Origin of the sequence: Nitrospirillum amazonense, assembly GCF_029594735.1 — a bacterium.
GTDB lineage: Bacteria > Pseudomonadota > Alphaproteobacteria > Azospirillales > Azospirillaceae > Nitrospirillum > Nitrospirillum amazonense.
Map to the genome: position 1 here is coordinate 195,875 of NZ_JARPAF010000002.1, position 23,513 is coordinate 219,387.

The 23,513-nt window shown below is 68.4% G+C and carries 20 protein-coding genes; 12 read left to right on the top strand and 8 right to left on the bottom strand.

The window, feature by feature from the left end:
* Window positions 1-33: 33 nt before the first annotated feature.
* On the bottom strand, window positions 34-1,833 hold the full coding sequence (locus P5F91_RS06975; protein ID WP_277906881.1) for a multicopper oxidase domain-containing protein: 1,800 nt from the start codon (window positions 1,831-1,833) through the stop codon (window positions 34-36).
* A 65-nt stretch (window positions 1,834-1,898) separates the two neighbouring features.
* Window positions 1,899-2,660 carry a glutathione S-transferase family protein gene (locus P5F91_RS06980; protein WP_277906882.1) on the bottom strand — a complete coding sequence of 254 codons (762 nt, stop codon included), beginning with the start codon at window positions 2,658-2,660 and terminating at the stop codon, window positions 1,899-1,901.
* Window positions 2,661-2,773: 113 nt separating this feature from the next.
* On the opposite strand from P5F91_RS06980, the gene P5F91_RS06985 reads away from it, so the two are divergent.
* The 3 genes from P5F91_RS06985 (at window position 2,774) to P5F91_RS06995 (ending at window position 5,312) form a co-directional block, all read left to right on the top strand.
* Entirely contained in the window at window positions 2,774-3,490 is a 717-nt protein-coding gene (locus tag P5F91_RS06985; protein ID WP_277906883.1) for a helix-turn-helix transcriptional regulator, read from the top strand.
* Between the two features lie 80 nt (window positions 3,491-3,570).
* Window positions 3,571-4,059, top strand: coding sequence for a MarR family winged helix-turn-helix transcriptional regulator (locus tag P5F91_RS06990; RefSeq protein WP_277906884.1), 489 nt, complete (start codon window positions 3,571-3,573; stop codon window positions 4,057-4,059).
* Window positions 4,059-5,312, top strand: coding sequence for a serine hydrolase domain-containing protein (locus tag P5F91_RS06995; protein WP_145610918.1), 1,254 nt, complete (start codon window positions 4,059-4,061; stop codon window positions 5,310-5,312). The genes P5F91_RS06990 and P5F91_RS06995 overlap by 1 nt, the downstream gene beginning before the upstream one ends.
* Here the strand turns inward: P5F91_RS06995 and P5F91_RS07000 are convergent, their stop codons facing one another.
* Window positions 5,313-6,995 (bottom strand): Na/Pi cotransporter family protein, encoded by a 1,683-nt coding sequence (locus tag P5F91_RS07000; RefSeq protein WP_277906885.1) that lies wholly within the window; start codon window positions 6,993-6,995, stop codon window positions 5,313-5,315. It abuts the gene before it with no gap.
* Window positions 6,996-7,044: 49 nt separating this feature from the next.
* Complete coding sequence (locus P5F91_RS07005) at window positions 7,045-8,160, bottom strand: winged helix DNA-binding domain-containing protein (protein ID WP_277906886.1); 1,116 nt, start codon at window positions 8,158-8,160, stop codon at window positions 7,045-7,047.
* Between the two features lie 174 nt (window positions 8,161-8,334).
* Here P5F91_RS07005 and P5F91_RS07010 point away from each other — a divergent pair, with 174 nt between their 5' ends.
* The 3 genes from P5F91_RS07010 to P5F91_RS07020 all read left to right on the top strand — a co-directional run bounded on the left by P5F91_RS07010 (window position 8,335) and on the right by P5F91_RS07020 (window position 11,605).
* A complete protein-coding gene (locus P5F91_RS07010; protein ID WP_145610916.1) occupies window positions 8,335-8,886 on the top strand; it encodes a thioredoxin family protein in 552 nt (183 codons plus the stop codon).
* 150 nt (window positions 8,887-9,036) lie between these two features.
* Window positions 9,037-11,010: a two-component system sensor histidine kinase NtrB gene (locus tag P5F91_RS07015; protein ID WP_277906887.1), complete on the top strand. Its 1,974-nt coding sequence runs from the start codon at window positions 9,037-9,039 to the stop codon at window positions 11,008-11,010.
* Entirely contained in the window at window positions 10,997-11,605 is a 609-nt protein-coding gene (locus P5F91_RS07020) for a response regulator transcription factor (RefSeq protein ID WP_145610914.1), read from the top strand. Before P5F91_RS07015 ends, P5F91_RS07020 begins: the two co-directional genes overlap by 14 nt.
* A gap of 47 nt (window positions 11,606-11,652) precedes the next feature.
* Here P5F91_RS07020 and P5F91_RS07025 read toward each other — a convergent pair whose 3' ends face one another.
* Window positions 11,653-12,321: a winged helix-turn-helix domain-containing protein gene (locus tag P5F91_RS07025; RefSeq protein ID WP_277906888.1), complete on the bottom strand. Its 669-nt coding sequence runs from the start codon at window positions 12,319-12,321 to the stop codon at window positions 11,653-11,655.
* A gap of 90 nt (window positions 12,322-12,411) precedes the next feature.
* Window positions 12,412-13,023 (bottom strand): winged helix-turn-helix domain-containing protein, encoded by a 612-nt coding sequence (locus P5F91_RS07030; protein ID WP_277906889.1) that lies wholly within the window; start codon window positions 13,021-13,023, stop codon window positions 12,412-12,414.
* Window positions 13,024-13,266: 243 nt separating this feature from the next.
* Between P5F91_RS07030 and P5F91_RS07035 the strand changes: the two genes are divergently transcribed.
* Together P5F91_RS07035 and P5F91_RS07040 are read left to right on the top strand one after the other, a co-directional pair.
* Window positions 13,267-15,474 (top strand): TonB-dependent receptor, encoded by a 2,208-nt coding sequence (locus P5F91_RS07035; RefSeq protein ID WP_246134399.1) that lies wholly within the window; start codon window positions 13,267-13,269, stop codon window positions 15,472-15,474.
* A 41-nt stretch (window positions 15,475-15,515) separates the two neighbouring features.
* A complete protein-coding gene (locus P5F91_RS07040) occupies window positions 15,516-16,769 on the top strand; it encodes a histidine-type phosphatase (RefSeq protein ID WP_186454751.1) in 1,254 nt (417 codons plus the stop codon).
* 169 nt (window positions 16,770-16,938) lie between these two features.
* Here P5F91_RS07040 and P5F91_RS07045 read toward each other — a convergent pair whose 3' ends face one another.
* Window positions 16,939-17,958 carry an RICIN domain-containing protein gene (locus P5F91_RS07045; RefSeq protein WP_145610910.1) on the bottom strand — a complete coding sequence of 340 codons (1,020 nt, stop codon included), beginning with the start codon at window positions 17,956-17,958 and terminating at the stop codon, window positions 16,939-16,941.
* A gap of 992 nt (window positions 17,959-18,950) precedes the next feature.
* Here P5F91_RS07045 and P5F91_RS07050 point away from each other — a divergent pair.
* The 4 genes from P5F91_RS07050 to P5F91_RS07065 all read left to right on the top strand — a co-directional run bounded on the left by P5F91_RS07050 (window position 18,951) and on the right by P5F91_RS07065 (window position 22,579).
* Complete coding sequence (locus P5F91_RS07050) at window positions 18,951-19,883, top strand: replication protein RepA (RefSeq protein WP_145610909.1); 933 nt, start codon at window positions 18,951-18,953, stop codon at window positions 19,881-19,883.
* A 57-nt stretch (window positions 19,884-19,940) separates the two neighbouring features.
* On the top strand, window positions 19,941-20,387 hold the full coding sequence (locus P5F91_RS07055; RefSeq protein ID WP_277906890.1) for a hypothetical protein: 447 nt from the start codon (window positions 19,941-19,943) through the stop codon (window positions 20,385-20,387).
* Between the two features lie 102 nt (window positions 20,388-20,489).
* A complete protein-coding gene (locus P5F91_RS07060) occupies window positions 20,490-22,016 on the top strand; it encodes a YifB family Mg chelatase-like AAA ATPase (protein WP_277907860.1) in 1,527 nt (508 codons plus the stop codon).
* Window positions 22,013-22,579, top strand: a complete 567-nt coding sequence (locus tag P5F91_RS07065; protein ID WP_145610904.1) for a cysteine hydrolase family protein — start codon at window positions 22,013-22,015, stop codon at window positions 22,577-22,579. Before P5F91_RS07060 ends, P5F91_RS07065 begins: the two co-directional genes overlap by 4 nt.
* Before the next feature lie 98 nt (window positions 22,580-22,677).
* Here P5F91_RS07065 and P5F91_RS07070 read toward each other — a convergent pair whose 3' ends face one another.
* Window positions 22,678-23,445: a hypothetical protein gene (locus tag P5F91_RS07070; protein WP_277906891.1), complete on the bottom strand. Its 768-nt coding sequence runs from the start codon at window positions 23,443-23,445 to the stop codon at window positions 22,678-22,680.
* Between the last annotated feature and the right edge of the window lie 68 nt (window positions 23,446-23,513).

The following is a 23,513-nucleotide window of genomic DNA, read 5'->3' on the forward strand; positions in this document are numbered from 1 at the left end:
CGTTTCCGCCGCGCGGGCTCAGAAAGCCAGCCCTCAAGGCTGAACGTCGATCACCACCATCAACCCGCCACCACCCCGCGATTCGGTGTTGTTGTTGGTGGTGTGGTGGGGAATATGGCAGTGGATCAGCCATTTCCCCGGCAGGCGCGCCGTCCAGATGACGTCGTAGCGCTGACCGGGCCCCACATTCACGGTGTCCGCCTCATACCGGGCTGCCGGGGGCAGGGTCTGGCCGTCGCGGCCCACCACAAGGAAGGGCCCGCCGTGGATGTGCATGGGGTGGATGAAGCCGGTGTTGGTGCCGATGAAACGCACCTTCAGCGTTTCGCCCACCTTCATATGCACCGTTTCCGTGGCGGGGTAGGATCGGCCGTTGATGGTGAAATAGTTGGGGTGGCCCCCGTCCATGGGCATGGCGGGGAAGGTCAGCCCGTCGCGCCGTAACCATTCCTGCAGCTGGATCACATAGTCATGGTCGGCCGGCACCTCGTCCTTGGGGTCGGCGGGGTCGATGATCAGCGCGCCGTACAGCCCCAGGGCCTGCGTGCGGTCGGGGTTGGCGTGCGGGTGGTAGAAGTAGGTGCCGTGCTGGCCAGCCGTGAATTCGTAGCTGAACCGCCCGCCGGGCGGGATGGGCGGCTGCGTCACCCAGGCTGGCCCATCCATGGCGTTGGGAACCGTCAGGCCGTGCCAATGGACGGTGGTGGGTTCCGGCAGGGCGTTGGTGACGTTGATGCGCACCCGGTCACCCTGCCGGATATGGATGCGCGGCCCGGGGACCTGGCCGTTATAGGCATAGGCGTCAACGGTGACGCCGGGAAGGATGGTCCAGCGGATGACGGACGCGCGCAGGTCGAAGACCTTCACCCCGTCCTCCAGCCGGTAGGGCAACTCACGGTCGCCCATGGTGTCGATACCAAAAGCCGCCGTCACCCGGCGCGGATCCACGGCGGCCATGTCGCGCATCGCTTCGGCCGGCGTGTCGCGGTCCATGACCATGCCGGGCGGCATTATGGTCCCACCCACATCGCGCGCCGACACGTCCAGGTTCAGCCAGTTGGCCGGCGCCACCATGCCGATGACCAGCGCCAGCAGCGACACACCACCCAGCGCCGCCACCTGGGAAGCGGTGGCATCTGATTTCATCTCATGATGATGGTGGCTTCCTTCCCGCTGGGTCATCAGCCCATGCTTCATCCCCCGGGCCACCATCCAGACATTGGCGGGATAGGCCGTGACGAACCCCGCGCCGACGCCCAACGCCATGGTGCCCCAGAAGAGCAGTTCCGCGGGTTCCATGGCGCGCATGTCGCGCCCCATCATCAGGAAGCACATGACCGGTGCCATGCCGGCCATCATGAAGTTCATGCTGATGAATTCAGGCAGGAAGCTGCCACGCACGTTCTGCCAATAGCCGCCGCCCATGGCCGACCGCATGAACAGCGACTGGAAGATGAACAGCCCCATGGCGAAGCCGGACAGATATTCCACGATCAGGTCCAGCCACATGGGCAGGCCGAACGCCGCCGTCACCACGGCCGCCAGTACGATGCCGGTGGCGTCCCCCGCCACGCAGTGGAGGGTGGAACCGGCCCCCTGCTTCCACAGGGGGCGGATGAACGCCTCATGCGCGCCAGGCCGGGGTTCCTTGTCGACCAGCACGTACAGCAAAAGGCCGAGAGGTCCGAGATAGAGGGTGATGAGGATGAAGCCCCACTTCATCACCGGCGGTTCCGGGTTGTGGCGATATTGGTCGACACCGACATACACGGCCGACGCCAGCGCCAGGACAAACCAGGCGGCCAGGAAATAATCCACCGGCTGAACCAGCATGGGCACCCTGCTTCCTTGGGGTTATGGAGGCAGGGCCCTAACAGGCGAAGCTGACGGCGGTTCCTTTACGCCGCCGCCGCGACCGCCGGTTCCCAGGCGAAATCAGGATAGAATTCCGCCATCAGCCGGTCGGTGTAGGCCAGCAGGTTGGGATACTTCAGCACCCGGCGGCGCACCTCGGTATCGAAGTAGGGCGTCAGCAGGCTGGCCAGCACGCCCAGCGCCGTGGCGTCCACCGCTGTGGCCCGCTCCCCCATGAAATAAGGCTGGTCGCCCAGCAGCAGGGACAGGGCGGATAGGGAGCGGTCGCAGAGATCCGCGATCTCCGCATCCGAATGACGCCCGGGACCGGCGGCGCGCACATTGTTGGTCACCCGCTCCAGCACCTGCTGACGCAGGGTTTCCCGCACGGCTTCCGGCACGCGGTTGAAGAACTGGGCCGGGCCCTTGGCGAAGTTCTCCGGAATCAGCCAGCGGCTGTAGACCACGGTCCAGTACAGCTGGTTTTCCAGCAGACGCTCGATGGTCCAGGACAGGGCCCGCTGCTGGGGCGTGAGGCCGGCGTCCAGATCCACGCCGTAGGTCTTCTCGATATGGGCGCGGATGAAGGTGCTGTCGCCCAGCCGCCGCCCCTCATCCTCGATATACGGGATCTGTCCCTTGGGGCCCTGGTCGGGCATGCCCTGGGCCTTCACATAGGGCACGCCGGCCATCTTCAGCTGCACCTCAGCCTTGATGCAGAAGGGGCTGGCGTCGGGCAGGCCGAACAGGGCGCCGCCGGTGTAGAGGGAAATCGGCTGGCGGGGGTTGCTCTGGGTGGCGGTCATGGCGGTCTTCCTCGAGGGGTGGTGGCTTGGGGCACGGTGGCTTGTGGATGGCCCCGTTCTACTGCCATCCTGCTGCCAACATGCTGTCAGCAGCGTGACACCAGGATGCCCCTATGAGACGCGCCGACCGCCTGTTCCAGATCATCCAGATCCTGCGCCGCACGCGGCGCCCCCTGACGGCCGACGCCATCGCGGCGGAACTGGAGACGTCCAAGCGCACCGTCTATCGCGACATTGCCGACCTGATGGCCCAGCGCGTGCCCATCCGGGGGGAGGCCGGCATCGGCTATGTGCTGGAGGAGGGGTACGACCTGCCGCCCCTGATGCTGACCCCGGATGAGATCGAGGCCGCCGTGCTGGGCGCGCAATGGGTCAGCACCCAGGCCGACCCCGCCCTGGCGCGGGCGGCCCAGGACCTGATCGCCAAGATCGCCGCCGCCGTGCCTGATCGCCTGCGCCCCTATGTGTTGGAGCCGGCGACGCGCATGCCGCCCCGGCGGCCGGCCAGCACGCCGGACAGCCTGGACATGGCCCGCACCCGCACGTGGATCCATGCCGGGCGTAAGATCCGCCTGAGTTACGCCGACGAGCTGGGCCGGCCCAGCGACCGCACCGTCTGGCCCGTCACCGTCGCCTATTTCCAGACCGTGCGCCTGCTGGTGGCGTGGTGCGAGCTGCGCCAAGACTTCCGCCACTTCCGCACCGACCGGGTGACGGCCGCCGACTTCCTCGACGAGCGCTATCCCGACCGCCCCGCCGCCCTGCGCGGCCGCTGGCTGGAGGACATGCGCCGACGCTGGCAGGCGAACGGCGTTGCGGAAAATTTATAAGATCATCTTTCTTTCTGTCATCATAATACCGCCGAAATCGCCCGTTGACTACCGTGATATACTAAGACATATCTTGGTATATGAACGAGCACGACGATGTCTTTGCGGCGGCGCTGGAAACGGCGCGGCGGTTGCACCGCAGCGCCACCACCCTGTCCCGCCGCCTGCTGGCCAACCGACCGGCGGAGGGCATGAGCACGACCAAGCTGGGCGTCCTGGGCCAACTGCATCGTGAAGGGCCGGCCACGGCCACGGCGCTGGCCGCCTATCTGCGCATCCAGCCGCAGTCGCTGACCCGGCTGCTGGCTGATCTGGAAGGCCAGGGCCACATCGCCCGCCGGCCGGACGCAGTGGACCGCCGCCAGGTGCGTATCGAGATCACCGATACCGGCCGCCAGGCCCTGTTCGGCGATGTGCACGGCCGGCGCACCGCCCTGGCCCGCGCCATGATCACCACCCTGACCCCAACGGAGCGCGAGCTGCTGCGCTTGGCGGCCGGCCTGATGGACAGGCTGGCCGACGCCGATCCGGGGTCCGACAACCCGATATCTGAAGAAGGGGATACCTGATGCGCCGTGCCGGATTGATCCTCGCCGCGCTAGCGGCGTCACTGCTGCCCCCTTCCGCAAAGGCCCAGACCTTCGAGCCCGGCGGCCCCGACGCCGCCGCCTATGGCCAGGCGGAAGGCTATCCCGCCGGCACCTGGGACAACTGGTATGAGAAGCCCCACATGGTCTGGGGCTTCAGCCATTACGACAGCCTGGTGAAGACCCACACCCTGCCGGCGGCGGCCAAGCCCTGGACCTTCAAGCGGGCGTCGGCGGAACCGGAACTGCACTACGTGCCCGACATCCTGCACGTGAAGGACGGGCCGGTGCTGGGCCTGGCGGACTATATGGCGCGGGTGCCGGCCACCGGCCTGCTGATCCTGAAGGACGACACCATCCTGGTGGAGCGTTACCAGTACGGCCGCACGGACAAGGACCGCTTCACCTCGCAATCCATGGCCAAGACGCTGGTCAGCCTGCTGCTGGGGGCCGCCATCGCCGACGGCCGCGTCAAGGGTATCGGCGATCCGGCCGAGGCCTACGTCCCCACCCTGAAGGGCAGCGCCTATGGCCAGACGCCGCTGAAGGCGCTGCTGCAGATGTCATCCGGCGTGGCCTTTGAGCAGGCTGATCCGCATGGCCTGTTCCAGGACATACACAGCGGGGTGGACGAAGGGACGGCGCTGGCCAAATACAGCCGTGCCACCCCTGCCGGCAGCCATTTTCAATATTCCTGCGGTGATAGTGAGGCGCTGGCCACGGTGGTGCGTCACGCCACCGGCCAGTCCCTGTCCGATTATCTGACCGCCAAGGTCTGGCAGCCCATGGGGGCGGAGGTGGATGCGCGGTGGGAGGTGGACGCCAGCGGGCAGGAGATCGGCTGTTCCGGCTTCAACGCCACCCTGCGCGATTATGGCCGCCTGGGCCGCCTGCTGGCCCACGACGGCGCCTGGGAGGGCAAGCAGTTGATCCCCAAAGACTGGCTGTTGGCCGCCACCACCCTGGACCCGGCCGATGCGCAGGTGGCGTCGGGCACGGCGGCGCACCTTTACGGCTACGGCTACCAAGTCTGGGTGCTGCCCCCCAAGGTCAGCCCCGACGGGCGCCGGCTGTTCGCGCTTTTAGGTGCCGAGGGCCAATACATCTTCGTCGATCCCAAGACCAAGCTGGTCATGGTCCAGACCTCGGTCAAAACCGACAACCTGCCCCTGACCAGCCCACATTCGGAGACGCTGGCCCTATGGCTGGCGGTAATCCGCGAATGGGATAAGTGATCAGTCCCCGTCCTCCCGCGTATCCGCCGGCTGACGCCCTTTCAGCCGGCTGGGCAGCAGGTCGCCGGAGCGTTCCAGGACGGGATAGGCCGCCGCTTCCACCAGATGGGTGTTCACCCGTTTCAGGTCGCGCAGCAGGTCCAGATGCAGGGCGCTGGTTTCCGCGCTGTCCACCCGGCCGGCGCTGAGGCGGGCGAAGTGGGCGGTGGTGGCCTCGTTCTCGCGCCGGCGGAACGCCTCTTTCTCGCCGGCCAGCAGGCGAGCGGCGCGGGCGTCGCCGGTCATGAACAGCGAGCCCGCCGTGCGTAGATTGACGATCAGGCTGTCGACCATGGCCAGCAGGTCCCGCTGCCCCTCGGCCGAGAAGACCAGCCCGCGCTTCAGCCGCTTGCGCGCCAGACCCATCAGGTTGCGGTCCACCACGTCGCCCGCGTGTTCCATATTCATGGCGAAGGTCAGGATTTCCAGCGCCCGACGCTGATCCGCGTCCGACAGGGCGTCGCTGTCCAGGGCGGAGAGATAGGCCTTGATGGCAGTGTTCAGCCGATCCAACACGTCGTCCATGCGCTTGGTCTCGGCGATGCGGCGCCGATCACCGTCGTCCAGCGCGTCGCGCAGGCCCTGCAGCATGGCCTCCAGCACATCCACCAGGCGCAGGGCCTCTCGCGCGGCGTTGCCCAGGGCCACCACCGGCGTGTCCTGGGCCGACGGGTCGAGGTAGAGCGGACGGCCCGGGTCGGCCGCATCCATCCTGGCCGGCAGCAGGCGGGCCAGCAGCCGAGCGTAGAACGGCAGCAAGGGGAAGCACAGCAGCGCCACCGCCAGGTTGAATAGGGTGTGGAAATCGGCCACCGCCCGGGTCACGTCCGGCTCCAGCCCCACCATCAGGGGGCCGAGGTGCCCGAGCGCCGCCAGACCCAGCAGCACCGCCGCCGCCCGGTTCAGCAGGTTGCCCAAGGGCAGGCGCCGGGCGGCGGGGTCGTTGCCGGCGGCCCCCTCCAGCACCGGGTTGATGGCGGTACCCAGGTTGGCGCCCAATACCAGGGCGAAGGCGGCGTGGGGCGGCACGGCCCCCTGCGCCGCCAGCGACATGGTCAGCAGCACCACCGCCACGCTGGAATGGGCGGCCCAGGTCAGCGCCGCCGCCAGGATGACATCCACCACCGGTTCGGTGGCAATGGCGCCCAGGATCATGCGCAGGCTCGGCGCATCCTCATAGGGCGCTATGATCGCCAGCAACTGGTGCAGGGCCATGAGCATGAGGCCCAGGCCGATGAAGGCGCGGCCCATGTCGCGCGATGGGCTGACGCCCCGGCGGAACAGCAGGAAGCCCACCAGGATCAGCACCGGAGCGATGGAGTCGACGTTGAAGGACAGGGCCTGAACGATCAGGGTGGTGCCCACATTGGCGCCCAGCATGACGGCCAGGGCCGGCACCAGATCCACCAGCCCGCCGGCCACGAAGCCGGAGACCATCAGGCCGGTGGCCGTACTGCTTTGCAGCAGCGCCGTGACGCCCATGCCCACCAGGAAGGCCTGGAACCGGTTGGCCAGCGCCCGGCCCAGGACCGCGCGCAGCCGGGCGCCGAAGGCGCGCTGCACGCCGGTTTGCACCATGTGCACGCCCCACAGCAGCAGGGCGACGGCGCCCGCCAACTCGGCGATGGCGAAGGTGAAGTCCATGACGGCAGGGTCCGCCCCGAGGCGCCGCGGCGCAACACGGACCATGGGACTAGGAAGATGGGGGCACCACCTTCACCTCCACCGCCGGCGCATCCGGTTCCAGGAAGCGCAGCAGCGCCTCCCCTTCCTCGCGCAAGGCCGCCTCATCAACGGTGGCGAGGGGAACGAAGGGCTCCAGCGTCAGGGTGGCCAGCTTGGCCTTGCGCGCCGTCTTCCAGATGCCGGCGACGAAGCCGTCCACCAGGAAGGTGGCGGCGACCTGCAGGTTCTTGGACACGATGCGGGGGCGCCAGGCCTCATCCACGATACGGGTGCGGTCGGCGTGGGCGAGGATGAGGTTGTCGAAAGCGGGCACGTAGCGGACGGGCGCCGGCGTCTCCGGCGGTGGACGGGGGGCGTCGGGCAGGTCCCACAGCGCCTTGCCCTTCTCATCCCGCAGCACCACCAGTTCCACCGCCATGGACTCCAGCACCGGCTTCAATCCCTTCAGCCCGCACCAGGCCTGCATGTCGGCGGGGGTGGCGGGGCCGAAGGCGGCGAGATAGCGGCGCACCAGCCCCTGCAGGTCGCCTTGCAAATCCACCGGTCGCTCCAGCCATTCCTCCGCCGCCACGTACAGCGGATCGTTGGCGATGCCCCAGGGGCCGCCGTCCGGCGCCGTCACCAGCGGCAGGTGGCAGCGCACCGCGTGCCCCATGGCGCGGTCGTCCGTCTCATCCGGGAAGGCCTGGGCCAGATGGGCGCGCAGGTCGTTGAAGGTGCGGGGCAGGGACATGAAGGGTCGGGCCACGGCGGCGATGGGCAGTGGGTCGATATGGCGGGTGCGGTCACCCAAGCCGAAGAAGGCGGCGGTCAGCATCGGCTGCATCAGGCCGCGCCAGGCGGCGTAGTCGGCGGCGCTGACCAGGTGCTGGGTGCCGCGCAACAGGGTGGCGCGCACCACGTGGCGTTCACGCAAGGCGGTCAGGAGGTCGTCGCGCCGGAAGCCCAGCAGGCGGGACCACAGGCCGATGAAGGGCGGGCGGGGTTCCTGCGCCTGCAGGCCCGCCGTCGCCTCCACCGCCGCGACCACGCCGGCGGCATGGCGCGACAGCAGCATCTGGCGGGCCAGCAAGGCGCGGTTCAGGTCCGCGCGGCTCATGACCTTGTTATCTACATTGGTCATTGTGGTAATCCTCCCGAACCGGACGCCCATTATTCGTCAAATGCCGGGCCGTCATGCGGCCGGTGGTGGGAATAGGTCCCTGGCGGGGCTTTCCCTGGTGCCCATATCAGGCATAATGACCTGAATTCGCGCTTGGAAAAGTGCGACTGTCCCCTTGTAGCCCAGGAGCCTGCGATGACCGTCCGCACCACCCTCTCCGCCCTGGGCGTCGCCGCCCTGCTGGCCCTGCCCCTGTTGGCCCCCACCGCGGCCACCGCCCAGGTCGCCGCCCCGCAGGTGGGCAATGTGGAACTGAAACAGCCCCTGCCCTACCCCTATGACGAGGCCATCGACAACGCCGCCGTGAACGCCCAGGTGGACGCCGCCCTAGCCAAGGCGAAGAAGGAGCACAAGCGCGTGCTGCTGGACTTCGGCGGCAACTGGTGCGGCGACTGCCGCGTGCTGGCCGGCCTGGTGGAACTGCCGCAGGTGCACAGCTTCCTGGACAAAAACTACGTCATGGTGACGGTGGACGTGGGCCGCTACACCAAGAACATGGACGTGCCCGCGCGCTTCGGCGTGCCGAAGTTCAAGGGCGTGCCCACCGTGCTGGTGGTGGAGGCCGACGGCACCCTGGTGAACGGCGACGCCAGCTTCGACCTGACCGATGCCCGCCACATGGACCCGCAGGCCGTGGTCGACTGGCTGGCCAAATGGGCCCCGCCGTCGAAGACGGCGTCCCGTTAAAGGCGGCGTCGAAGACGGCGTCCCGATAAGGCGTGGCGTCACAAGACCGTAACGCAAGGGCCCTATCACAGTCAGATGAAGGAACCGCCTTCATCCTGTCCGTGATGGGGCCTTTTGCTGTCGACGTCAAATTCCCGTTGGCCTTGGGCCTTGCTGGCATTGTACCCGCTGGCCGGGCTGCTGGACCCGCTGCTGGTCTCGGCTGTGCCCGGCTGGGCACCGTGGAACCTGCGTGCCGGCATCGGCCTGGCGCTGGTCATGCTGTGGGGTGCGCACCGCCTGCCCCTGGTGATGCTGGCGGCCGTCATCGGCCTGACCCTGCGCGCCGTCCTGATGCCGGCCAGCCACCCCCTGGCCGCCAGCATGGCCATCCCCACCCTGGCCGAACCGTTGGTCTTCGCCCTACCCGCCCTGCTGCTGGCCCGCCGCCTGCGCCAGGATGACGAGGGCTTCGTGCTGGAGGATGTGGACGGCGTCATGCGGCTGGCTGGCCTGACCATGGCCGGGGCGCTGGGGCAGAGCCTGCTGCTGCTGGCCCTGGCCTTGGTCCTGCCGGCCTGGCCCCTGGCGGGATGGACGCTGACCGGCTGGGACGGGCGCGCCATGACCGCCGACCCGCTGACCGTGGCCCTGCAGCATTGGGTGGGCGACGTGGCCGGCGTGACCGTGACCGCGACCCTGGCCCTGATGGCGCCGCGCCTGGCGTGCCACCTGCACCCCGCCCGCCTGCTGCGGGCCCAGACCCTGGGCCAGGTCGCCGGCATCTGCCTGTCGGTGGCGGTGATTTTCCCCCGGGTGGTGGGCTCGCGCTTCTACCCCGTGTTCATCCCCCTGGTCTGGGTGGCGGCCGGCAGCGGCCTGCCCGGCGCCGTGCTGGCCCTGGCGGGGCTGGAGGCCGCCCTCAGCCTGGGCATCGCCGTGTGCGACATCCAGCCCTATCAGGCGCTGAAGCTGCAAATCCTGATGCTGTCGCTGGCCATGACCGGCCTGCTGCTGGGCGCCGTCATCTCGGAACGCGAGCGGGTGCGGGCCGCCGCCGCCAGGGGCGAGGCGCGGTTGAAGACCCTGATCGAGCTGGCGCCAGACGGCATCGTCATCCTGGACGCCGACGGCCGGGTGGAGGAGGTCAACCGCCTGGTGGCCGACCTGACGGGACGGGCACCCGACACCCTGCGCGGCCGTCCCCTGGCCAATCTATTGCGCCGTGAGGAAGGCGGCGAGGAATGGCTGGTGGCCGCCGACGGCCGCCCCCTGCCGGTGGAATCGTCCCTGTCCATAGTCGAGGAGACGGGCGGGGTCATGGGCGTGCTGACCATCCGCGACATCTCCGCCCGCAAGCGCGCCGCCGCGGCCCTGGGCCAGCACCGCGCCGCCGCCGAGCAGGCCAGCCGCAGCCACCTGACGGAGGAACTGGCGGCCGCCCTGGCGCACGAGCTGAACCAACCCCTGTCGGCCATCGTCAGCTACACCGGCGCCTGCCGCCGCATCCTGGAATCCGAAAGCCAATCCAAGGCGCTGGAACTGATGGGCAAGGCCGCCGCCCAGGCGGAGCGGGCCGGCGCCATCATCCGCCACCTGCGCGAATTCTACCGCACCGGCCAGGTGGACAGCGCCCCGGTACCGGCTGACGAGCTGGTGGCCGGCGTCGCCCGCCTGCTGGCGGATGAGGTCGCCAACGCCGGCGCGCGGCTGGACGTGGTGGTGGGGGATGGCTTGATCCTGTCCATCGACCGGGTGCAGGTGGAACAGGTGCTGATCAACCTGGTGCGCAACGCCTTGGACGCCCTGGCCGACGGGACCACCACCGACCGCCGCATCCTGATCGACATGCGGGCGGCGGAAGACGGGACGGCCCCCCCGACCCGGGCCGACATTCGCGTGGCCGATACCGGTCCCGGCATTGCGGAGGAGGTGGCGGGCCGCCTGTTCGCGCCCTTCACCACCACCCGGCCCACGGGCATGGGCTTGGGCCTCAGCATCAGCCGCAGCATCGTCGAGGCCCATGGCGGCCGCCTGCGGGCCGGCACCGGCACGCTGGGCGGCGCCGCCTTCTCGTTTTCCCTGCCTTTGGCCCCGCTACCTTCGGTGCTGCCCGCCCAGGAGGTGCCCAATGCCGCAGCCTGAGCTGACCCTGGCCATCGTCGATGATGACGAGGCCGTGCGCGACGCATTGAGCGCCCTGTTCCAGGCCGAAGGATACCCCGTGGCGACATACCCCTCGGCCATAGGCTTTCTGGAAGCCGGGGCCGACGGCGTGCCCGGCTGCGTCATCGCCGATATCAACATGCCGGGCATGACGGGCCTGGAGCTGCAGGCGGAGTTGGCGCGGCGCGGTTGTCCCCTGCCGATGATCATCCTGACCGGCCAGGGTGACGTGCCCAAGGCGGTGACGGCCCTGAAGGCTGGGGCGGTGGATTTCATCGAGAAGCCCTTCGCCATCGACGCCCTGGTGCGGGCGGTGGAGACGGCCATGGCGCGCTTCGGCCATACCCTGCGCCACCAGGCGGAATCCCAGGCGGCGCAAAGCCGGCTGGAGACCTTGAGCACCCGTGAGCGCGAGGTCATGGACCTGCTGGTGGCCGGCCACCCCAACAAGGTCATCGCCTGGAAGCTGGGCATCAGCGCCCGCACGGTGGAAAACCATCGCGCGCGGGTCATGGAAAAGACGGGCTGCGACAACGTACCCGCCCTGATCCACCTGAGCATGGCCGCGACATGACGGCCCCGACATGACGACGCCTACATGATGGACAGCCGGTGGCGGCATCAGGCGGCGGCCCGGGTCTCCATCACGGCGGACAGCAGGCAGTAGCCAACGCCGCGCAGGGTGTGCAGCAGACGGGGCTGGCCCGGCCCGTCCAGCCGGCGGCGCAGGCGGGAGGCCAGGGCATCCACGGCATTGTCGGCCACGTCCAGGTCGCCGGCCCACAGCCGGTCGAGGATGGCGCTACGCGGCACCACCGCCCCTTCCGCCTGCAGCAGCAGGACCAGCAGCTGGAACTCGCGCGAGGACAGCAGGATGTCACGGCCGGCGCGGCGCACCCGGCGCTGACGCACATCCACGGTCAGGTCATCCAGGACATAGGCCAGGCGCGGCCCCTGGCGCTTCAGGCGCAGCAGGGCCAGCAGGCGGTCCACCACCAGGTCGCCGGTCAGGGCGGCGTCCATCTGGTCATCGGCGCCCAGCGCATGAGCGCCGGCGCGGTCCGCCTGCTCCGCCGCCAGCGTCACCACCAGGGCGTCGGCGAAGATCCGTCGTGCGCGGCTCAGGCGCTCGCGCAATTGACGGGTGTCCTCGGATAGCACCACGACGTCGGTCATACGGGGCGCCGGCGGCAGGGCCGCCAGGATGTCGACCTGCCAGCCGCGTTCCCGCAGCAGCCGCGACAGCCGCGCGACGCAGGGCGAAGCCTTGCCGATGATAAGGGCGCGCATGGGAATCACCCGCCTGGTGGAACACCATGCCGGCTACCCTAGGCGGCGGCCGCCAGCGCCGATATCCGGTATACTACCTAACGCTCCCGCCTATCGTTTCGGGTCGACGCCCCCCAGCGCATAGCCCCGGTGGCCATGGGTGTGCAGCGGCACGGCCGGCCCCAGGGCGCGGCGCAGGCTGTGGATGTGCGCCGTCAGGCGGCCGGCGCTGTCCGTCGCATCGGGCCACAGCCGGGCCCGCAGTTCCGCCGCCGGCACCACCTGCCCGGGCCGTTCGGCCAGCAGCACCAACAGATCGAAATCCAAGGGCGCCAGGGCCAGTGGCCGCCCCCGGCACCAGGCCAGCCGGCGGCCGACGTGCAGGGCGAGGTCGCCCACCCGCAGGGCGCGGTCGCCGGGCGCCGCCAGCCGGGCCAGCGCCGACAGGGCCGCCGCCACCGCCGTCGCCGCCGTATCCAAAGGCAGCACCATGTGCGCGCCGGCCCGCAGCAGGGCGGACTCGGCCTCCGCCCCCACGGTGGCCAGGCACAGGGTGGGCCATCCTTCCTTGAGATAACGCGGCAGCGCCCCGGCATCGGTGGCGATCAGCAGGCGGACATCGGGCATGCCGTCCGCCATGACGTCCCACCCCAGCGCCGCCAGTTCCTGAATCAGTCCCCCGGCGTCGCAGTCCAGCGCGGTCAAGGCAAGGCGGCCCGTCATCGTCCCGTCATGTATCGGTCAAATGAAATTCACAAGAAAATGGGCAGTGGCTAAGGCCTTATGCCGCCACAGCGATCGGCGATACCTGAAATTTCCGTCAGGCTGCCGTCAAGATCCGCATCCCGTCCCGACTGTACCAGCGCGGCACGCGATTTTGCAAAGCGCCGTCCAAGGTGCCGCGATCAACGAAGGGGGACGATGATGACGACGAAACCGGAGACCCGCCCAAACCGGGCCAGACTGATGATGGGCGCCGCCGCCGTGGCCATGGCGCTGGGCGCCCTCGCCCCGCCTGCCCGCGCGGCGGACCCTGCCCCCTCTGGCGCAGCCGACGCCGATGCGCCCATGACCGAGATCGACGTGGTGGCCAAGGTCATGCGCGTCTCGCCCTCCAACGTGCCGCTGGAGGCAACGGAGCCCACTTCCATCGTTCCAGAAGGCTTCCTGCGCGACAACATCGTCCCGCTGTCCAGTTTCGACGACATGGTGAAGTTCCAGCCCAGCGTCTATGCCCAGAGCCCCAACGGCCCCGGCCTGGGCAAGGCGGAAACGCTGAGCCTGCGCGGCTTCCAGGACAGCCAGTTCAACATCACCTTCGATGGCATCCCCTTCGGCGACGCCACCGACCTGCACCACACCAGCTCCGCCCTGTTCGTGGCCCATGACATGGGCCAGGCGGAGGTGGACCGGGGCCCCGGCACCGCCTCCACCATCGGCAAGGCCACCTTCGGCGGCACCCTGGGCTTCCTGTCCAAAACCCCGTCGGAAGATCCGGGCGTCACCGCCTACGGCACCTATGGCAGCTGGAACACCAAGGGCATCGGCGGCGAGATCGACACCGGCCGCACCGTGCTGGGCCGCATGTTCTTCGACGTGCAGCGCACCACCTCGGACGGCTACCTGACCGGGGCGGAGGAACAGCGCACCAACTACTTCTTCAAGGACGTGCTGGACATCGGGGAGCGCACGACGGTGACGCTGGTGGCCAGCAAGAACCATTCGTTCGAGTACACGACGCAGGGCGTCACCCTGGCCGACTTGGCCAAGTACGGCGACAACTGGGGCCTGGGCGACAACCCCAAGGCCCAGTCCTATTACAAGTACCAGCCCAGCCGCTATACCTCGGACTTCGACTACATCCGGGTGCAGTCGGAACTGACGGACGCCCTCAAGCTGGACAACACCGCCTACACCAACGGCTTCGGCCACCATTACAAGGAATCGTCGGACGCCAGCGACAGCAACCCCAAGGATGTGGGCGTCACCGTCTACAACGCCGCCGGCAAGAAGGTGGCCACCTATGCCGGCGACATCCCAGGCAAGGAGGCCAACGCCAACTACCGCACCTTCGGCGACACCTTGCGGCTGACCGACAGCCTGTCCTTCGGCGACATCAAGGCCGGCGTCTGGTACGACCGCCAGCTGGACCACCGCCATTCCGAATCCTATGACTGGACCCAGAACATTCTGGTCACGGGCAAGTACGGCACGCCCTACACCTACAAGTATCGCGACCTGAACACCACCTGGCAGCCCTATGCCGAGTTCGACTGGAAGGTCACGCCGGACCTGACCCTGATCCCGGGCGTGAAGGTCACCAGCTTCACCCGCGATGTCGACGCGCTGTACAACAAGACCAAGCCGCCGGCGCCGCTGAACTACAGCGAGACCTATACCGAGGCCCAGCCCTCCATCGCCGCGCACTACACCATCCAGGAAGGGTGGACCGCCTACGCCCAGGTGGCCAAGGGCTTCCTGGCGCCGCCCATCGACGTCTTCCAGGTGGCCAAGATCGCCTCGATCAAGCCGGAAGAGACCATGAACTACCAGGTGGGCACCGCCGTGCAGCACGGCCGCTGGATGGTGGGCGCTGACGCCTACTACATCGACTTCAGCAACTACATCTCCACCAGCCAGGTGCCCGGCACGACGGAGACCACCTTCGTCAACGGGTCCGGCGCCATCTACAAGGGCCTGGAGATGGAGGCGCAGTACGCCCTGACGGACGCCCTGTCGCTGTACGCCAACGCCAGCCTGAACCACGCCCAGTACAAGGACAATTACGTCTGGGTGGCGAACACGCCGCAATGGATGGCCACCACCGGCGTCATGTATGACAGCCCCGAGGGCCTGTACTTCTCCGCCATCGGCAAGGTGGTGGGCCCGTTCTACGGCCAGGACAACACCACCGACGCCAAGACCGGCCAGCCGGACTTCGCCAACGCCTATCGCATCCACCCGGTGTTCACCGCCGATGTCTCGGTGGGCTGGCGCCTGAAGGACCTGGGCTATCACCTGGTGGATGTCACCCCCAGCCTGAAGATCGGCAACCTGTTCGACACCCACCGCATCAACGGCTTCGCCGGCACCCAGTCCGCCACCGGCGACGCGCTGTACTGGACCACGCCGGGCCGCAGCGTGTTCTTCAACCTGTCGGTGACGGGGTGGTGATGAAAAAAGGCCTGTTTCTTGGCCTAGTGGCGGCCAGCCTGATGGCTGGCCCCGTCCGGGCCGACACCACCGCCTCCGCCTCCCACGAAGTTCTGGAACGGGTTGTCATGCTGTCTCGCCACGGCGTGCGCAGCCCGACCAAAGGCCTGGCGGAGTTGCGCCGCCTATCCGACCAGGACTGGCCGGCCTGGCCCGTGGACCGGGGCATCCTGACCCCCCATGGCGCCGACGCCATCCGCCAGCTGGGTCTGTACCTGGGCGCCCAGTACCGCCGGCGCGGCCTGCTGGCTGCCGACAGCTGTCCCGCCGAGAACAGCATCTTCGTCTGGGGCGACAGCGGCGACCAGCGCACCCGCGCCAGCGCCCAGGCCCTGGCCGAGGGGCTAGCCCCCGGCTGCGGCCTGAAGGCCCATGGCCTGGCGCCGGACAGCCCCGACGTGCTGTTCGACGCCGCGTCGGGCGGGGCCTGCCCCATGGACGCGGATGAGGCCACCAAGGCGGTGATCGCGGCCAACGGCGGCGACATCGCCACCGTGCCGGCCAGCGTCGCGCCCGCCCTGGCGGCCCTGGTGCAGGTGGTGGCGCCCAAGGCCTGCGCGCCGGGCGCCACCCCCGCCAGCGCCTGCTTCGCCACCGGCCCCGCCAAGGTGGTGGACAAGGGCGGCGAGGTGAAGGTGGACGGGCCCCTGGCGCGGGGCGCCATGCTGGCCGAGAGCATCTTCCTGGAATATGTGCAGGGCATGCCCGCCGACCAGGTGGGCTGGGGCCGCGCCGGCACGCCGCAGGCGCTGGCCGCCATCCTGCCGGTGCATGACTACCAGGCCGACCTGACCCGCCGCACGCCCTACATCGCCAGCCACAACGGCGCGCTGCTGGCCCGCCAGATCGTGGCCGGGGTGACGGGCGGGGCGGTGGCCGCACCCCTGGCGCCCCCCTTGGCGCCCGTGCCGGCGGGGGCCAGGCTGATCTCCATCCTGGGGCATGACACCAACCTGTCCAACGTGGCCGGCCTGCTGGGCCTGGACTGGACCCTTCCCGGCCAGCCGGACAAGACCGCCCCCGACACCACCCTGGCGTTCGAGGTCAGCCGCGACACCGCCACGGGCAAGCGTTATGTCCGGGTGGCGCTTTACTACCAGACCCTGGAGGATCTGCGGCAAGCCGCCGCCCTGACGCCGGCCCATCCGGCGGGTAAGGTTGACCTGTCCCTGCCCGCCTGCGGCGGCGACCGCTGCACGGTGGAGGACTTCGCCACCCTGGTGCGCAAGGCGGTGCCGGCGGCCTGCTGGCGCTGAGGGGTGAAACCGACGGGCGGCCTTCCCATCATCCGCCGCCCGTGAGGGAGAGGCGGGGCGGTCTGCGGAACCGCCCCGCCTTCCGTCTTTTGGGAGCCGGCAAGATCCGAATCGCCGCTGCCGGAATGACGGGCGGGACAGCCTGGCCATCCCGCCCGCCGGTCGACGGTCAGTGATGGCCGTTGGCCCGGGCGGCGACACCGGCCTTTTCCTGGGCCTGGGCCCAGACCTCGGCGACGGCGGCCGCCACCGGCCGGTCATGCTCCGCCTCTCCATCGGCCTGGATGGCCTCACCCGTCCATAGGATGCTGGCCGCACGGGCCTGCGTGGCGGGCACCACGGTCTGCCAGATCTCATTGGCCTGGCCGTGGCCCCAGCTCCAGGTTCCCATGGCCAGCGGGCCCTTGGGGATGGGATGCGGGTTGCCGAAGACGTTCCAGTTCTGGCCCGAGTCGATCCAGGGCCGGATGGCCTGGAAGGCGCCGCCGCCGCCGTAGGTCCACAGGGAATCGACGTTCAACTGGTTGGGCGCCCGCTGCAGCAGGGACGAACCGTTGCCGTCGCCGCTGACATAGGCCAGCAGGCCCGACGCCTTGTTCACGATGGAGAACCCGCTGGTCCACTGGGTGGCAGTGAAGACGAAGGCGGCGGGCGCCTGCGTGGCGTAGTTATCATCCACCACCAGGGCGCCGGCCGTGTTCTTGGGGTCGACGCAGAGCTGCAGATAGGGCGCCATGCCCGAAATGAAGGAGAAGGTCTGGGTGGGCCGCGGCCACACGGCGCTGACGGTCTGGACCTGCCAGATCTCATTGCCGGCGCCCCCGCCCCAGGTCCACGTGCCGACGACGGTGCCCACCGCCGGGTGGCCGCCCAGGGCGTTCAGGTTTTGGGATGTCCGCAGGGCCAATCGGATGGCGGTGAAATCCTGGTTGGGGCCGGTCTTCTGCCAGACGTCGCCATGGCCGGACAGGCCGACCGGCTGGTCATCGCCGCCGAAGGCCAGATACGTGCCGGTGGCCACGTTCTTGAGATAGAAGCCGTTCAGCGCCGGCTCCTCCACCCATTGCTGGTTGGTGTCGGTGCCGTCCAACCATCGCATGATGATGCGGCCGGGGTTGGCGGGGTCGTTGGAGACGACCAGATCAGGCAGGGCACCGACTTGGATGACAAGGTTCGAGTTGACGCTCATGTCGTTTTCTCCCGTTGTCTGCGGCGGCCCATTCCTGCCTCGCGGGACAGGTGCGTCGTTCATGAGGCATGGGACGGCCGCCCAGGGGCGGACACCGGCGGCGCCTGCACCCCTTATAGTCCGGACCTGAGGGCATATGGCCGGGGGACCTTTGCGATACTCGACAGGGGCAACCGCCCCGGTCCCATCCGGCGGCCTTACAATGTCATCACCACCGTTTAAATAGTAGAGTATCTGAGTCAGTAAACCTTAAGGGGATATTTTGGTTAACGGCGTATTGATAGGATGTCGCCACTTCATTATTGCCATCTTTAATGTTTAGGATTTGTGACCTTCGTTTCCTGCCCTCCATCCCCGACCGCCGGTAAAGTCCGTGCCCCGCCCGGCCAGGGCCGGTAAAGTCCGAGTCCAGGAAAAAGCGCCACAGCAGAACAGCCCCGTTCCAAGGTCGGGGCCGGTAAAGTCCGAGTGGACCGGGCGCCCCTGGGCCTGAGCGGCGGCTCGCGGCCATGCCGCCTCCTTCCCTCAACCATCCTGCCCACCGGAAAGGCCCGGACTCCCACCGGCAAGGCCGGTAAAGTCCGAACCCAAGGGCGAGTCGGAACCGCTTTCGAGTCCACCGGAGTCGATCCCGCGCGCCCGGACGGGGTGATTCGTCACGATTCGGCTCGGACTTTACCGGCCATGGTAGAGTTATCCACAGACTCGGGGCGCGTCTCCCCCGGACTTTACCGGCCACAGGATGCGCCGGCGCCCATGGGGCGCATGGGAAGAACAGTTTTCCCCCGGACCTTGCCGGCCGGATGCCGGACTCTACCGGCCCGACTCGGGTTTATTTCCCGGACTTAACCGGCACCTCAAATAACAGACTCCAAATACCCCACAAATAGCGGGGGCCGGTAAAGTCCGACCTAGATTTAGTGATCTGGCTTTGAAACACTCCGGCCATCAACCGACATCGACCGACCGACTGGCAGGGAGCGAAGGGCGCCATGGCCGACATTCACCGTCTCATCCTGGAACATGGCGTGGACCGGGCGCGCGAGATGGCGACCAGCAAGAGCGGCCGCGCCCTGGTGGATGTGGCCGCCGCCATGCTGGCCCAGGAAGAGGACAGCATGGGCATCACCCATGCCGGCTTCGCCCTCACCAGCCTGCCCCACCGTTCCATCGACAAGGCGGCGGAGCCGGAATACCACCGCAAGGAAACGGGGCGCTGCACCCTGATCGTGCAGAGCGGCCGGCATGCCGACGGCAGCCTGGTGGGCGTGCCCTACGGTGCCAAGGCACGCATGATCCTGCTGTACCTGCAGACGGAGGCGCTGAAGACCAACTCCCGCCAGGTGGAGCTGGGCAAGAGCTGGCATTCCTGGCTGAAGGCCATGGGGGAGAGCCCCGGTGGCAAGACCTATCGCCTGGTGATGGAACAGGCGCAGCGCATCACCGCCTGCAGCCTGCAGTTCCTGTGGGAGACGGACGCCTCGGTCACCCGGCAGAACGCCGGCTTCGTCAACAATTCCATTCTGTTCAAATCCAACCCCGACCAGCGCCAAGTGGCCCTGTTCCAGGACGTGATCGAACTGAACGAAAGCTTCTACGACAGCCTGAAGCAGCACGCCGTCCCCGTCTCCGAGGCCGCCTTGCGCCACATCAGCGCCAGCAGCACCGCCATCGACGTCTACATCTGGCTGGCCTACCGCCTGCATGTGCTGAACCAGGCGACGCCGGTGCGCTGGGCGGCCCTGCGCCGCCAGTTCGGCGAGCACTACGCCAAGCTCAGCCACTTCAAGCCGGTGTTCCTGGACGCCCTGGCGCTCGCCACCGCTGTCTACCCCGAAGCCAAGGTCGAGATCGCCGACGACGGCATCGTGCTGCATCCGTCGCGGCCGCCCATTGCGCGCAGGGAAGCGGCGCTTATTGCTTGAACTAACAACAGATTCTACAATTATACTGTTGCGGCATTTCACTAGGAGGAGCCGCAGGTGCCTTACACGTTGCCGAATGCACTTTCTTTTTCACCATGGATCAGCAAAGCGCGCTTTCTGGAAACCCGGCTGAGTGAACCGAGCTTCCGTCAGCCCGGCCTGTATCTACTTGCGCACTTCGCAACACCGCCCGAAGGTCCGGCCCAGTTAGATATTCCGGAAATAATTTACGTCGGCGAAACGACAAAGCAGACGATTGGCATCCGATTGGATCAATTCTTCACTAGTGCTGACAAACAAAAGAGCGGCCATTCTGGGGGCTGGACCTATCTTCGCCTCTCCACGGGAAGTAAGCTGCCAACGGGCGACCTTCACATCTCCATCCTACCAGTCGCGAGGGATGTGGCGGAACATTCAGGCTTCCTGATCAAGCACATCGAACGCGCCATCATCTGGAACATCATTGAAAAACTTGGCGTTCCCCCCGTTTGCAATAGCATTTGACCCCAATCGGATAAGGCGCAGGCCGCTGCGTCTGAGAGCTGGCACAACCATAGCCCCAGCCATACACTACCCGGGCGTGCGGAAGCGGATAGGATGGGGCCGGTGGTAGCGCGGGTTTCGACGGTGGCCTTCCAGGGGGTGGACGTCCTGGACATCGACGTCCAGGTGCAGATGTCGGGCGGGCAGGTGGCCTTCACCGTGGTGGGCCTGCCGGACAAGGCGGTGGCCGAAAGCCGGGAGCGGGTGCGGGCGGCCTTGCATGCTCTGGGCCTGGCCCTGCCGCCCAAGCGCATCACCGTGAACCTGGCGCCGGCCGATGTGCAGAAGGAGGGCAGCCACTATGACCTGCCCATCGCCATCGCCCTGCTGACCGTCATGGGCATCCTGCCGGATGAGGACATCAAGGGCTTCTGCGCCCTGGGCGAACTGGCGCTGGACGGCGCTTTGACGGCCGTGGCCGGCACCCTGCCCGCCGCCATCCACGCCGTGGCCACCGACCGGGGCCTGATCTGCCCGGCGGCCTGCGGGGGTGAGGCCGCCTGGGCCGGGGAGCTGGAGGTGCTGGCACCGCGCACCCTGCTGGAGCTGATCAACCACTTCAAGGGCACCCAGGTGCTGTCGCGGCCCCAGCCCAAGATGGAGGAGGATGAGCCGGGCGCCCTGCCGGACCTGGCCGACATCAAGGGCCAGGAGACGGCGAAGCGCGCGCTGGAGGTGGCGGCCAGCGGCGCGCACAACCTGCTGATGGTGGGACCGCCGGGGTCGGGCAAGTCCATGCTGGCCGCCCGCCTGCCCGGATTGCTGCCGCCCCTGGAACCGGCGGAGGCGCTGGACCTGTCCATGATCCATTCCGTGGCCGGCAAGCTGGAGGGCGGGCGCCTGATGCGCCGCCGCCCTTTCCGCGACCCGCACCACAGCGCCAGCCTGCCGGCCTTGGTCGGGGGTGGTGTGCGCGCCAAGCCGGGGGAAATCAGCCTGGCCCACCAGGGCGTGCTGTTCTTGGATGAGCTGCCGGAATTCGCACGGCCCACGCTGGAGGCCCTGCGCCAGCCGTTGGAGACGGGGCGGGCCACGGTGGCGCGGGCCAACGGCCATGTCACCTACCCCGCGCGGGTGCAGCTGGTGGCCGCCATGAACCCCTGCCGCTGCGGCCACCTGGACGACCCCGCCCAGGCCTGCGGCCGCGCCCCCAAATGCGCCGCCGATTACCAGTCCAAGATTTCCGGCCCGCTGTTCGACCGCATCGACCTGCATGTTGACGTGCCGGCGGTGAAGGCGTCCGACCTGTCGCTGCCGCCGCCGCGCGAGACCAGCGCCATCGTGGCCGCCCGCGTGGCCCGGGCCCGCGCCATCCAGGCGGCGCGCTACGCCGCGCTGGTGAAGCCGGGCCACCCCACCATCCGCACCAATGCCGAGGCGGATGGCGAGCTGCTGGAAAAGGTGGCCGCCCCCGAGGCCCCCGGCCGCGCCCTGCTGACCGAGGCCGCCGACCGCCTGCGCCTGTCCGCCCGCGGCTATCACCGCGTCCTGCGCGTCGCCCGCACCCTGGCCGACATGGAAGGCAGCGACACCGTGCGCCGCGTCCATATCGCCGAGGCGCTGAGTTACCGGCGCGTGGTGGTGCGGTGAACGCTCCCGCCCTTCTCCTCATCGACCTGCAGCGCGCCATCAACGATCCGCGCTGGGCGGCGGAGGGGCCGCGCAACAACCCGGAGGCCGAGGCCAATGTGGCCCGGCTGCTGGCCGCCTGGCGCGCGGCCGGGCACCCGGTCATCCATGTGCGGCATGATTCGGTGGAGCCCAATTCCACCTACCGTCCCGGCACGCCGGGCCACGCCTTCAAGGAAGAGGCGATTCCGGCTGCCGGGGAGATCGTGGTGGCCAAGCGCACCAACAGCGCCTTCATCGGCACCGGCCTAGACGATCTGCTGCGCGGGCGGGGCATCACCGCCCTGGTGGTGGCCGGCGTCGTCACCAACAACTCGGTGGAGGCCACGGTGCGCATGGCGGGCAACCTGGGCTATGCCACCACGGTCGTCAGCGACGCGACCTGCACCTACGCCAAGCGCGATGGCCGGGGCCGGGTGTGGAGTGCCGAAGACGTGCATGCCCTGTCGCTGGCCAACATGGACGGCGAGTATGCCATCGTGGCGACGACTGAAGCGGTGCTGGCCGCCCTTCTTCCTGGCTAAGCCAGGCCATAGCTGAGGACCGTCAGCCAATATGACGCCGCGGGCAGGACGCCTTAAGGACAAGGACCCTGATTGTCATAATTCCAGAAGGCGCTTCGCTACTCCGGCCGGAACGCCGCCTGGATGATGGGGCCCAGGTCCGCCATCTCCGGCGGCAGGCGCACGACCAGCTGGCGCAAGGCCATGTCGTCATCCGGGAACAGCAAGACGCTGCCGATGATGGGCAGGGGCCCTGGGGTGAGATGGCTGGCCGTGCCCAGGCCCTTTTGTCCGGCGGGCGTCACGAAATCCACCGAAGTGGGGCTGTGGCGCACGACCGTGTCCGTCGGATAGGGCCCCCAGGCGAACTCCGACTTGTCCGCCAACCCTTCGTCCATCACGCCCTGGACATAATCCTTGGCGACAGGAAATAGGCGGGCGGCGATCTTGGCCACCTCGAACCGGCCCGACGTATCACCGTCCAGCCAGGCCACTTGCAGGGCCGGACCCTGAATTTGCTGGGCCGCCTTGATCAGGTCGGGGCTGGCGAGGGGGTTGGCCGTCACCAGCAGTTGGGAACCGTTGGAGCCATAGAGGGCGAAGCAGTGCCAGCCCTTGGGCGCGAAGCTGCCAATACCACCGGCCTCGGCCGGCCCCGCGTAATAGGCCAAACGCCCCGCCGCCCTGGCGGCCAGCGCGGGGGGTAAGGACGGAACAGTCCCTTTTCGGGGCGCGGCCTGCGGCCCCATCTGGCCATCGGCGGGGCAACCGACGAAGGGGATGCCGGCCGCCGCCGCGGGCTTCAGGGTGAATGCCGCCCCCGTCATCAGGGCGCAGCAAAGTATCCGGCGCAGAGCGGCGGCAGGCAGGCGGGATAACGCGGGCATGGGGGAATGGCCTGGTTGCAAAGGGTCCGGCACACGCAAGCATGGCACCGGCCGGCCAAGCCCTCAAG

What these genes read in the sequence shown, in the direction of transcription:
- P5F91_RS07045 (WP_145610910.1), bottom strand. Translation starts at nt 17,958, where the DNA reads ATGAGCGTCAACTCGAACCTTGTCATCCAAGTCGGTGCCCTGCCTGAT.
- P5F91_RS06975 (WP_277906881.1), bottom strand. Translation starts at nt 1,833, where the DNA reads ATGCTGGTTCAGCCGGTGGATTATTTCCTGGCCGCCTGGTTTGTCCTG.
- P5F91_RS07035 (WP_246134399.1), top strand. Translation starts at nt 13,267, where the DNA reads ATGATGGGCGCCGCCGCCGTGGCCATGGCGCTGGGCGCCCTCGCCCCG.
- P5F91_RS07030 (WP_277906889.1), bottom strand. Translation starts at nt 13,023, where the DNA reads ATGACGGGCCGCCTTGCCTTGACCGCGCTGGACTGCGACGCCGGGGGA.
- P5F91_RS07010 (WP_145610916.1), top strand. Translation starts at nt 8,335, where the DNA reads ATGACCGTCCGCACCACCCTCTCCGCCCTGGGCGTCGCCGCCCTGCTG.
- P5F91_RS07040 (WP_186454751.1), top strand. Translation starts at nt 15,516, where the DNA reads ATGGCTGGCCCCGTCCGGGCCGACACCACCGCCTCCGCCTCCCACGAA.
- P5F91_RS06995 (WP_145610918.1), top strand. Translation starts at nt 4,059, where the DNA reads ATGCGCCGTGCCGGATTGATCCTCGCCGCGCTAGCGGCGTCACTGCTG.
- P5F91_RS07000 (WP_277906885.1), bottom strand. Translation starts at nt 6,995, where the DNA reads ATGGACTTCACCTTCGCCATCGCCGAGTTGGCGGGCGCCGTCGCCCTG.
- P5F91_RS07005 (WP_277906886.1), bottom strand. Translation starts at nt 8,160, where the DNA reads ATGACCAATGTAGATAACAAGGTCATGAGCCGCGCGGACCTGAACCGC.
- P5F91_RS07025 (WP_277906888.1), bottom strand. Translation starts at nt 12,321, where the DNA reads ATGCGCGCCCTTATCATCGGCAAGGCTTCGCCCTGCGTCGCGCGGCTG.
- P5F91_RS06990 (WP_277906884.1), top strand. Translation starts at nt 3,571, where the DNA reads ATGAACGAGCACGACGATGTCTTTGCGGCGGCGCTGGAAACGGCGCGG.
- P5F91_RS06980 (WP_277906882.1), bottom strand. Translation starts at nt 2,660, where the DNA reads ATGACCGCCACCCAGAGCAACCCCCGCCAGCCGATTTCCCTCTACACC.
- P5F91_RS07070 (WP_277906891.1), bottom strand. Translation starts at nt 23,445, where the DNA reads ATGCCCGCGTTATCCCGCCTGCCTGCCGCCGCTCTGCGCCGGATACTT.
- P5F91_RS06985 (WP_277906883.1), top strand. Translation starts at nt 2,774, where the DNA reads ATGAGACGCGCCGACCGCCTGTTCCAGATCATCCAGATCCTGCGCCGC.
- P5F91_RS07020 (WP_145610914.1), top strand. Translation starts at nt 10,997, where the DNA reads ATGCCGCAGCCTGAGCTGACCCTGGCCATCGTCGATGATGACGAGGCC.
- P5F91_RS07050 (WP_145610909.1), top strand. Translation starts at nt 18,951, where the DNA reads ATGGCCGACATTCACCGTCTCATCCTGGAACATGGCGTGGACCGGGCG.